Below are 10,116 nucleotides of genomic sequence, written 5' to 3'. Positions count from 1 at the left end.
CGCACCTGGTGCACCTGTACGCCAAGCTCGACGTCTGCGACCGCGCCGCGGCGGTGGCGGCGGGCTACGAGCGCGGCCTGCTGACCCCGCGCGCGGCCGAGGCCTGACCCGTCCCGCGGCGCCCTTCCCGCCGCGCCCGTCTCCGGGTTCGGGCGCGCGGACGGGGCCGTTTCCCCGCCCGGACCCGGAGACGGGCGCGGCGGGGGCGGCGCCCGCCTCAGACGTGCGGGCGCAGCAGGTCGTGCTCCCCGACGGGGGCGGGCCGGGCCAGGTGGAAGCCCTGGACGTAGCGGACCCCGAGCTCGCGCAGGGTGGCCAGCTCCGCGGCGGTCTCCACGCCCTCGGCCACGAGCCGGGCGCCGAGCTCGCCGGCGAACAGCACCATGGCCCGGGCGAGGGCGCGCCGGCTGGGGTCGCTGTCGACGTCGCGCACCAGCCCGACGTCGAGCTTGATGAGCTGCGGGGACACCGCCAGGACGTGCTGGAGGCTGGCGAAGCCGGAGCCCGCGTCGTCGACGGCCACGGCCACGCCGAGGCGGGCGAGCCGGTCGAGGGCGGCCAGCAGCGGCGGGTAGTCCGACACCGCCGAGTGCTCGGTGATCTCCACGACGACGCGCCCGGCGGGGGCGGCGGCCACCTTGCGCAGCAGCCGCTCGTCGCAGACCGTGGCGGGGCTGGCGTTGACGGACAGGTACACGCCCTCGGGCAGCTCCGGCAGCAGCCGCAGCGCCGACTCGACGGCCAGCAGCTCCAGGTCGGCCCCGCGACCGCTCTCCTGGGCGGCGGCGAAGGCGCGGGCCGGGCCGCCGAAGCAGGAGGGGCGGGCGAGGGCCTCCACGCCGGCCACCCGTCCGGTGACGACGTCGACGATGGGCTGCACGACCATGGGCAGCCCGCCGGGGGCGAAGCACCTCTCGACGGCCTCCTCGCGCTCGGCGCGCGCCCGCTCGCGCCGCTCGTGGCGGGCGAGCTGGTCGCCGACGAGGTCGGCGAGGGCGCGCAGGAAGGACAGGTCGCCGCCGACGAGGGGCTCGGCCTCGGTGGAGAGGGTGCACAGCGAGCCGTAGAGCTCGCCGCTGGGCGTGCGCAGCGGCACGCCGCAGTAGGAGCCGATGGGCAGGCCGAGCCTGCGGTTCTGCCGGGACGCGAAGGGGTCGGCCCCGGCGTCGGGGACGAGCCCGCTGATGCGCCCGTCGAGCATCGCCTGGCAGTACGTGTTCTCCAGGGGGACGGCCATGCCGACGACCACGCCGAAGCGGTCGGCGTCGCCGGCCATCCGGTCGTAGCGCTGCACGCCGTCGCCGATCCGGGAGGCGATCGCCAGGTCCATGCTCAGGTGGGTGCGCGCGACCTCGAGGATGCGGTCGACGGCGCGCATGGGGTCCTCGTCGTCCGCCCCGCCGTCCAGCGCGGTGCGCAGCGCGGCGGTGGTGGCGGTGCCGGTGGAGCCGCCGAGGCGTTCGGCGAGCTCGGTGGCGGTGCGCTGGGCGCGCAGGCCCGCGACGGCCCAGCCGGCCTGCCGGGCGAGGGCGGAGAGGAACACCTCGTCGTCGGCGCCGAAGCCGCCGCCGTCGGTGCGGGTGACGTGCAGGGCGCCGAGCAGGTGACCGCCGGCGACCAGGGGGGCGCCGAGGCTGGCGTGGGGGGTCGCGCCGCGCCGGGCGGGGTGGGTGGCCTCGCGGCGCACGAGGCAGCGGGTGCGCAGGACGTCCTGCACGGCGGGTTCGGCGAGCAGGGGGTCGGCGTCACCGCGCAGCGCGAGGCCCTCGACGGCGCTCGCCCCGCGGCTGGCGGCGTGGGTGACGCCGGTGGGGCCGAGCAGGAGCGCGCTGCCGCGGTCGGCGCCGGTGGCGCGCACGGCGGTCTCGACGGCGCGTTCGAGGACCGCCTGCTCGTCGCCGGGCGCGTGCACCCGCACGAGGTCGTCGACCGCTTCCGTCACCGAGCTCACGCCGCCCCCTCAGCTAGCCACTGTCAGTCACAGTATGCACACAGAGAGTTGCGACATAGGAGAGAATGGTCACACTCACCCACTCGGGTGAACCTCACACCGCGAAGGACCGCTCCAGCGCACGCGCCCGCAGCTCCACCAGCTCCGCCGCCTGCCGCTGCGCCCGCAGCACCAGCTCGTCCAGCGCCGCCGCGTCGAGGCGCCCGTCGTGCTCGGCCAGGGCCCGCAGCGTGCGCCACCCCGCCTCCTTGCCCTGCACCCCCAGCAGCAGCGCCTCCAGCTCCAGGTAGTCCCGCAGCGGCGAGCGCCCCAGGGACCGGCCACCGGTGACGAGCCGGCTGGCGCGCTCACCCACCCAGGCCGCGGCCGCCCGGGGCCGGTTCGGGGTCGCGCCCACCGCGGACATCAGCGCCCGCAGCGCCGCCCGGTCCTCGGCCACCTCCGCCGCCAGCCGGGCCAGCACCTCGCCCGAGGGCTGCCCGCGCCGCGCTGCGGCGGCGCGGCGGAACAGCTCCAGGCCGGCCACGGCCCCGGTGAAGTGCCCGTCGAGGTAGGTGCCCAGCTCGTCGCCGCCCGCCACGTCCCGCTCCTCCCGCCGCCCGGTGACCCCCGGGCGGCCGACCACCCGGGTCGCCGGTCACGCTAGGGCGGGCGGGGGCGTCCCGCGCGCCCAGCGCCCGCTCAGCGCGTGCTGGGGCGCTTGTCCAGGTCGCAGGTGCACCCCGGCGGGCAGCGGTGCGCCGCGGCGGCCGGGGCGGGCGCGGGGGCCGGCTTGGCGACGTAACCGGCGAACCTGCCCGGCTTGCGGCGCAGCACCGAGGGGCGGTCGTCGCCGCGCGAGGCGCGCATCCGGCGGTAGGCGTCGACGGCCTGCCTGTCCATCGCCCGCGCCACGGCGTCCTCGTTGACGGTGCTGCCCCACTCGGCGAGCAGGTGGTCGTTGCGACCGTCCTCGATGTTCACCACGATCGCGTGCTTCGTGGCCAGCGCGTAGAGCGCCGGCACCTTCTCCCCGTGCCGGGAGGCGTAGCGGTCGATGAAGGTGGGCGTCAGCTCCCCACGCATCGATGCGCGCTCCAGATCGCTGACGATCATGTGCAGGGGCCTCACGGGTGCTCCTCGGTGCGGTGGTACGGGTGGGACGGGCGGCGGGGACGGCGGCTGCGGCCGTTCTCGCACCCCGAGTGCATCGGGCATCCCGTCGCGGCGGTTGAGCGGGCCCACCCTGCCGGTTGAACGCTCGACCACCCTCCGTCACCCCCTTGCGGGGACCACCCGGACGGCCGGTCACCGCCCCGGGCGCCCGTCACAGCAGGTGCACGGGGCGGTGCCGGGCCGGCGGCGGTGCCGCCGACCCGGTGCGGCCCGTCGGTGCGGCGCGTCCTCAGCCGCGGTGCAGCGCGTCCTTCACCTTGGCGGTGACCTTCTCGACGGTGTCGTTCTTCGCCGTCGTGCCGTAGAAGCGCGGGTCCGGCGTCGTCGGTGCGGGCATCGGCACACCCGGGTTGGGCGCGGGCAGGTACTCGAAGTCGCCCTCCTCCGGGGCACCGGTGACCGGCCCCTGCGCCCACGGCCCGTCCGCCGCGTTCGCGCCGTCGGAGAAGTTGATGAACTGCTTGGAGGCGTCCAGGTAGTTCTTGTCGCGGGGGAACTTGTCGGGCACGGGCATCGTCTCGATGCCCTTCTCCTGCAGCTCCATGGCCGCGGCCGTCCACATCCGCTGGTGCATGGTGTCGCGCTCGATGAGGAAGCCCAGCATGTCCCGCACGCCCTTGTCGTCGGTCATGTGGTAGAGCCGCGCCACCTGGAGGCGGCCCTGCAGCTCGGCGTTGGCGTTGGCGGTGAAGTCGGCCAGCAGGTTGCCGCTGGCGGTGATGTAGCTGCCCTGCCACGGGTTGCCGTTGGAGTCCACCGGCCGCGGCCCGGCACCGGCCACGATGGCGTGCTGCACGTCCGTGCCGCCGACGATCGCCGCGATCGTCGGGTCGCTCTGCACCGCACCGTCGACGGCACCCACGGGCGCCTTCTCCAGCAGCTGGGCGATCATCGTGGCGAGCATCTCGACGTGGCTGAACTCCTCGGCCGCGACGCTGAAGAGCAGGTCGCGGTACTTGCCCGGGATGTGGGCGCTCCACGCCTGGAACGAGTACTGCATGGCGACCGTGATTTCGCCGTACTGCCCGCCCAGCACCTCCTGCAGCTTGCGGGCGTAGACGGCGTCGGCCTTCTCGGGCTTGGCGTGGTGCTGGAGCTCCTGCTTGTGGAAGAACACGTCCACCTCCGGTGTGCGTCGCTGCGGGCGCCGGCTCGACCCGCTCGCCCCCGCCCTACCCGCGCCCGCCCGCTTCACACGCACCTCGCGCACCTCACAGGCTCCGCACAGCCGTTGTTGCGCACGCTGCACCCGCACCGTCACGCTCCGCTGAGGACGTCGGGCGCGACGGTCGCCACCCGCGCCGGCACCACCGCGCGGGCGCCGCCCACCTGGTTGACTGCGGCGCATGTCCGTCGACGTCGCCGGTCCCGAGACGAGCACCACGCACCGCCGGATGCCGCCGGAGTGGGCGCCGCACGCCCGCACCTGGATGGCGTGGCCCACCCCCAACGCCACGTTCGGCCCCGAGGGCGGTGAGCGGCTGGCGCGGGCGCGCGAGGCCTGGGCCGCCGTGGCCTGCACCGTCGCCCACCACGAGCCCGTCACCATCCTCACCGCCCCCGGGGACCGGGCCGGCGCCGAGGCCGCCGTGCGCTGCCGCGCCGACGTCGTGGAGGTCGCGCTGGACGACGCGTGGCTGCGCGACTCCGGGCCCTCCTTCGTCGTCGAGGCCGACGGCTCCCTCGGCGCCGTGGCCTGGACGTTCAACGGCTGGGGGCAGCAGGGCTGGGCGTCCTGGGAGCACGACCGCCGCGTCGGGCGGCGGGTCGCGGAGCTGGCCGGCGCGCCCGTGACCGGCTCCGACCTGGTCCTCGAGGGCGGCGGCGTGCACGTCGACGGGCAGGGCACCGCGCTGGTCACCGAGACCGTGCTGCTGGACCCGCAGCGCAACCCGGGGGCCTCCCGGGCCGACGTGGAGGCCGAGCTGCGCCGCACCCTCGGGGTGGAGCGCACGGTGTGGCTGCCGCGCGGGCTGAGCGCCGACTACGGGGAGTTCGGCACCCGCGGGCACGTGGACCTCGTGGCGTCCTTCGCCCGCCCCGGGCTGGTGCTGGCGCACGTCCAGCCCGACCCCGCGCACCCCGACCACGAGGTGTGCGCGGAGAACCTGCGGGTGCTGCGCGCCGCCGAGGACGCGCGCGGGCGGGCGCTGGAGGTGGTGGAGGTGCCGGCGCCGCAGGTGGCGGAGGTGGACGGGGAGCTCGTCGACTACAGCTACATCAACCACTACCTCGTCAACGGGGCCGTCGTGCTGTGCGGGTTCGACGACCCGCGCGACGCCGAGGCGGTGGCGCTGTTCCGGCGCGTCTTCCCCGAGCGGGCGGTGGACCAGGTGGACGCGCGCGACGTCTTCGCCTTCGGCGGCGGCATCCACTGCATCACCCAGCAGCAGCCCGCGGTGTGACCCGGGGCGGGGACGTCGTGCGGCCGACACGCCGGTGTGGTCGCGCAGAACGTCCCCGTCCTCGGGCACCCAGTTCGACAAGACTTCTTGTGCAACGTTGCTCGTCGAACTACCGTCGATGACGTGCCCTCCCCCGAACCCACCGCCACGGCCCGGGTGCGCGATGCCCGGGCCATGCGCGCCCTCGCCCACCCCACCCGGCTGCGGCTGCTCGGGGAGCTGCGGCTGCGCGGGCCGCAGAGCGTCGGCCGGCTCTCGGAGCTGCTCGACGAGGCACCCGGCTCCGTCAGCTACCACGTGGGCAAGCTCGCCGGCGCCGGGCTCGTCGAGGAGGCACCCGACCTCGCCCACGACCGGCGCGAGCGGTGGTGGCGCGCCGTCCACGCCACGACGACGCTGGAGCCCACCGGCCCCGCCGACGACCCCGAGGCGCGCGCCGCCTCCGTCGAGCTGCGCCGCAGCATCGCCGCCGGTCTCGCCGAGAGCCTGCAGCGCTACCTCGACCAGGAGGCCCTGCTCCCGCCGGAGTGGGCGGCCGCCGCGTCCAGCAGCGACGCCGTCCTGCACCTGACGCCGGGCGAGCTCACCGAACTGGTCGCCGAGCTCGACGCGCTCACCGAGCGGTGGCAGCAGCGGGCGGGCACCCCCCGCGGGGGCACCGCACCCGTGGTGCTCGCCCACCACGCCTACCGGCGCCCGGAGTGAGCGCACGGTGAGCACCACCGCGCGGCCCGTGACGGTGCGCGACCGCCTCCCCCTCGCCGCGGCCCTCACCGCCTCGGCCGTCTCCACCGCCGGCAACGCCGTCACCCTCGTCGCCGTCCCGCTGCACGTGCTGCAGACGACGGGCTCGGCCGCGCTCACCGGCCTGGCCGGCTTCTGCGCCACCGCGCCCGTCGTGCTCGGCGGCACCCTCGGCGGGGTGCTGGTCGACCGCCTCGGGCACCGGCGCGCCAGCATCGCGGCCGACCTCGCCAGCGGCACCACCGTCGCCGCCGTGCCGCTGCTGCACGCCAGCACCGGCCTGCCGCTGTGGGTGCTGCTCGTCCTCGTCGCGCTCGGCGGGCTGCTCGACGTGCCCGGCCAGGCCGCCCGCTGGGCGCTGCTGCCGGAGCTGTCCGCCGTGGCCGGCGTCCCCCTGGAGCGGGCCACCGCCCTGACCGCCGCGGCGGAGCGGGGTGCGCGGATGCTCGGCGCACCGGCCGGGGGTGCGCTCGTCGTGCTGCTCGGCGCCCCCGGGGCCCTCGCCGTCGACGCGGTGACGTTCGGGCTCTCGGCGCTGCTCGTGGCGCGCTGCGTGCCGGCGACGACGGCGGCGCCGGGGCTGGAGCCGGGGCAGCGCGACGGCTACCTGCGCGAGCTCGCCGAGGGGGTCGCCGTGGTGGCGCGCGAGCCGCTGCTGCGCGCCCTCGTCCTCCTCCTGGTGGGCACCAACCTGCTCGACACCGCCAAGCTCACGGTGCTGCTGCCCGTGCACGCCACCGAGCGCCTCGCCGACCCCGCCGCGCTCGGGCTGCTCGTGGGCGCCTTCAGCGGCGGGGCGCTGCTCGGCAGCCTGCTGTGGGCGGCGGTCGGGCACCGGCTGCCGCGGCGGGCGGCGTTCACGACGGCGTTCCTGCTCTGCGGGGCGCCGCCGTACGCCGCGCTGTGGCTGGACCTGCCGCTGCCCGCGCTGGTCGTGGTGCTCGTGCTGACCGGCGCCGCCGCGGGGCCGCTCAACCCGGTGATCGACGCGGTGCTGCTGGAGCGGACCCCCGCGGCGGCGCGCGCCCGGGTCGTGGGGCTCGTGGCGGCGCTGTGCTGGCTGGCCGGTCCGCTGGGGCCGCTGCTGGCGGGGGCGGCGGTGTCGGCGGCGGGGTCGCGGCCGGTGCTGCTCGGCGCGGGGGTGGCGTACCTGCTGCTGACGCTGGCCCCGCTGCGCGGCGGGCCGTGGCGGGGGCTGCGGCGCGACGGGGTGCGCTGAGGCGGGGCGGGAACGGCTCGGGGCGGGGACGTCCGGCTGCGACACACCGACGTGTCGCGCGCACGACGTCCCCGCCGAGCCCGTGCCAGCCCGAGCCTCAGCCCGCCCGCTGCTCCGGCTGCTGCGCCCACCACGACCGCAGCTCCGCCACCGCGGCCTCCTCCCCCAGCGGCCCGCGCTCCATCCGCAGCGCCAGCAGGTGCTTGTACGCCCGCCCCACGACCGGCCCCGGCCCCACCCCCAGCAGCCCCATGATCTGCGTGCCGTCCAGGTCGGGGCGGATCGCGTCGAGCTCCTCCTCCCGCTTGAGCCGCTCGATGCGCCGCTCCAGGTCGTCGTAGGCGGCCGACAGCCGCTGCGCCTTGCGCTGGTTGCGGGTGGTGCAGTCGCTGCGCGTCAGCTTGTGCAGCCGCTGCAGCAGCGGGCCGGCGTCCGTGACGTAGCGGCGCACCGCGGAGTCCGTCCAGTCCCCGTCGCCGTAGCCGTGGAAGCGCAGGTGCAGCTCCGTCAGCCGCGCCACCGCCTTCACCGTGTCCTTGTCGAAGCGCAGGGCCCGCAGCCGCTTGGCCACCAGCTTGGCGCCGACCAGCTCGTGGTGGTGGAAGCTGACGCCGCCACCGGCCTCGAACCGGCGGGTGGCGGGCTTGCCGATGTCGTGCAGCAGCGCCGCCAGCCGCAGCACCAGGTCCGGCTGCTCCTCCAGCGCCACCGCCTGCCGCAGCACGGTGAGGGAGTGCTCGTAGACGTCCTTGTGCCGGTGGTGCTCGTCGATCTCCAGCCGCAGCGCGGGCAGCTCCGGCAGGACGTGGTCGGCGAGGCCGGTGTCCACGAGCAGGCGCAGCCCCGGCACCGGGTCCGGCGCCAGCAGCAGCTTCTCCAGCTCCGTGCGCACCCGCTCCGCCGACACGATCGCGATGCGCCCGGCCATGCCCGTCATGGCCGCCACCACGGGCGGGGCGACGTGCAGGCCGAGCTGGGCGGCGAAGCGCGCGGCCCGCATCATCCGCAGCGGGTCGTCGGAGAAGGACGACTCCGGTGAGCCGGGGGTGCGCAGCAACCCGGCGGCGAGGTCGCGCAGCCCGTCGTGGGGGTCGGCGAAGTCCAGCGACGGCAGCCGCAGCGCCATGGCGTTGACGGTGAAGTCGCGGCGGGACAGGTCCGCCACGAGGTCGCTGCCGTAGGACACCTCCGGCTTGCGGGAGGAGGCGTCGTAGCTCTCGGCGCGGTAGGTGGTGACCTCCACGACGACGTCGAGGTCGCCGAGCCGCTTGCGGGCGCCGATGGTGCCGAAGTCGCGGCCGATCTCCCAGTGGGCGTCGCCCCAGCGCTTCAGCAGCGCGGCCGTGGCGTCGGGGTGGGCGTCGGTGGTGAAGTCCAGGTCGGCGGAGGAGCGGCCGAGGAAGGCGTCGCGGACGGGGCCGCCGACGAGGGCCAGCTCGTGCCCGGCGTCCTCGAACACCCGGCCGAGGTCGGTGAGCAGCGGCATCACCGGGGTCAGGGCGTCCACGGCGCGGCGGCGGGCGTCCTCCAGCGCGGCCTGCAGGGCGTCACGGGGGTCCAGCGGCACCCGCTGCTGCTCGGGCCGCTGCGCGGGCTGCGGCTCGGGCTGCTGCTCGGCGTGCGGCGCGGACGACTGCTCGGGGAACGGCACGGGGTCCAAGGGTGCCAGAGGCGGGCGGGGCCGTGGCTACAGTGAGCCGGTGGTCAAGCCTGCCCGGGAGCCGCGGCGACGGCTGCCCACCGTGCAGGAGACGTCCGCCGGTGGGCTCGTCGTCGACCTGCGCGCCGGTGTGCCGCGGGCCGCGGTGATCTGCCGGCTCAACCGCGCCGGGCGCCTGGAGTGGTGCCTGCCCAAGGGGCACCTGGAGGGCGCGGAGACCCCGCAGGAGGCGGCGGTGCGGGAGATCGAGGAGGAGACGGGGATCCGCGGCCGGGTCATCGACTCCCTCGGCCACATCGACTACTGGTTCTCCGCCGAGGGCCGGCGCATCCACAAGGTCGTGCACCTCTACCTGCTCCTCGCCACCGGCGGCTCCCTCACCGTGGAGGGGGACCCGGACCACGAGGCGGTGGACGTGGCGTGGGTGCCGCTGCCGGAGCTGACGACCCGCCTGGCGTTCCCGAACGAGCGGCGGATGGCCGAGGCCGCCGCGAGCCGGCTCACCGCCAGCGCGTGAAGCACCGCCTCGCCGCCGGGCTGGCCGCCGCGACCCTGCTGGCCGCCCCCGGCACCGCCGCCGCGGCGGCCACCGCCCCCGCGAGCACCACCACCAGCGGCACGACGGGCACCACCGGCGCCACCAGCGGCGACCTGCCCGTGCGGGTGGAGCTCACCGCCGTCTCCCCGGCCGCCTACTCCCGCCCCGGCCCGGGCGTCGACCCCGCCCGCAGCACGGTCACCGTCCGCGGCACCCTGCGCAACGACACCGCCGAGGTGCTCCAGGACGTCTCGGTGCGCCTGCTCGTGCAGCGCCCCGCCCTGCGCACCCGGCAGGCCGTCGCCGCCTGGGCGGACGCCTCCCCCACCGGGCCCGCGGGCGGCATCCCGGTCGCGACGGCCGCCCCCGGGGGCGCGCAGGGCACCGGGACCGCGCAGCGGGCCAGCGCCGACCTGGCCCCCGGCGCGGAGGTGGCCTTCGAGC

The 10,116-nt window shown here is 76.8% G+C and carries 9 protein-coding genes and 2 pseudogenes; 6 read left to right on the top strand and 5 right to left on the bottom strand.

The genetic code is table 11. The features are described 5' to 3' along the window. Positions 1-107, top strand: a pseudogene (locus tag ABEB16_RS02345) (DNA-binding response regulator); the annotation flags it as partial. Positions 108-217: 110 nt separating this feature from the next. Here ABEB16_RS02345 and ABEB16_RS02340 read toward each other — a convergent pair. From ABEB16_RS02340 to ABEB16_RS02325, 4 genes are all read right to left on the bottom strand, one after another. Continuing rightward, positions 218-1,951: an EAL domain-containing protein gene (locus ABEB16_RS02340; protein WP_345710665.1), complete on the bottom strand. Its 1,734-nt coding sequence runs from the start codon at positions 1,949-1,951 to the stop codon at positions 218-220. A 94-nt stretch (positions 1,952-2,045) separates the two neighbouring features. Continuing rightward, the gene (locus ABEB16_RS02335) at positions 2,046-2,531 is read right to left on the bottom strand and encodes a hypothetical protein (RefSeq protein ID WP_345710664.1); all 486 of its coding nucleotides are present in this window, start codon (positions 2,529-2,531) and stop codon (positions 2,046-2,048) included. Between the two features lie 101 nt (positions 2,532-2,632). Then, positions 2,633-3,061: a hypothetical protein gene (locus tag ABEB16_RS02330; RefSeq protein ID WP_345710663.1), complete on the bottom strand. Its 429-nt coding sequence runs from the start codon at positions 3,059-3,061 to the stop codon at positions 2,633-2,635. 274 nt (positions 3,062-3,335) lie between these two features. Next, the gene (locus ABEB16_RS02325) at positions 3,336-4,223 is read right to left on the bottom strand and encodes a manganese catalase (protein ID WP_345710662.1); all 888 of its coding nucleotides are present in this window, start codon (positions 4,221-4,223) and stop codon (positions 3,336-3,338) included. 229 nt (positions 4,224-4,452) lie between these two features. On the opposite strand from ABEB16_RS02325, the gene ABEB16_RS02320 reads away from it, so the two are divergent. The 3 genes from ABEB16_RS02320 (at position 4,453) to ABEB16_RS02310 (ending at position 7,474) form a co-directional block, all read left to right on the top strand. After that, on the top strand, positions 4,453-5,511 hold the full coding sequence (locus ABEB16_RS02320) for an agmatine deiminase family protein (RefSeq protein ID WP_345710661.1): 1,059 nt from the start codon (positions 4,453-4,455) through the stop codon (positions 5,509-5,511). 123 nt (positions 5,512-5,634) lie between these two features. Further along, the gene (locus ABEB16_RS02315; protein WP_345710660.1) at positions 5,635-6,216 is read left to right on the top strand and encodes a helix-turn-helix domain-containing protein; all 582 of its coding nucleotides are present in this window, start codon (positions 5,635-5,637) and stop codon (positions 6,214-6,216) included. A gap of 7 nt (positions 6,217-6,223) precedes the next feature. Then, positions 6,224-7,474 carry an MFS transporter gene (locus ABEB16_RS02310; RefSeq protein ID WP_345710659.1) on the top strand — a complete coding sequence of 417 codons (1,251 nt, stop codon included), beginning with the start codon at positions 6,224-6,226 and terminating at the stop codon, positions 7,472-7,474. A gap of 97 nt (positions 7,475-7,571) precedes the next feature. Here ABEB16_RS02310 and ABEB16_RS02305 read toward each other — a convergent pair whose 3' ends face one another. Continuing rightward, a complete protein-coding gene (locus tag ABEB16_RS02305; RefSeq protein WP_425560089.1) occupies positions 7,572-9,041 on the bottom strand; it encodes a CCA tRNA nucleotidyltransferase in 1,470 nt (489 codons plus the stop codon). Positions 9,042-9,174: 133 nt separating this feature from the next. Here ABEB16_RS02305 and ABEB16_RS02300 point away from each other — a divergent pair, with 133 nt between their 5' ends. Beyond that, positions 9,175-9,651 (top strand): NUDIX hydrolase, encoded by a 477-nt coding sequence (locus ABEB16_RS02300; RefSeq protein ID WP_345710658.1) that lies wholly within the window; start codon positions 9,175-9,177, stop codon positions 9,649-9,651. Next, positions 9,648-10,116, top strand: a pseudogene (locus ABEB16_RS02295) (hypothetical protein); the annotation flags it as partial. The gene ABEB16_RS02300 and the pseudogene ABEB16_RS02295, both read left to right, overlap by 4 nt.

Source organism: Kineococcus glutinatus, from assembly GCF_039542765.1.
GTDB lineage: Bacteria > Actinomycetota > Actinomycetes > Actinomycetales > Kineococcaceae > Kineococcus_A > Kineococcus_A glutinatus.
This window is presented reverse-complemented; position numbering and strand designations above follow the sequence as displayed.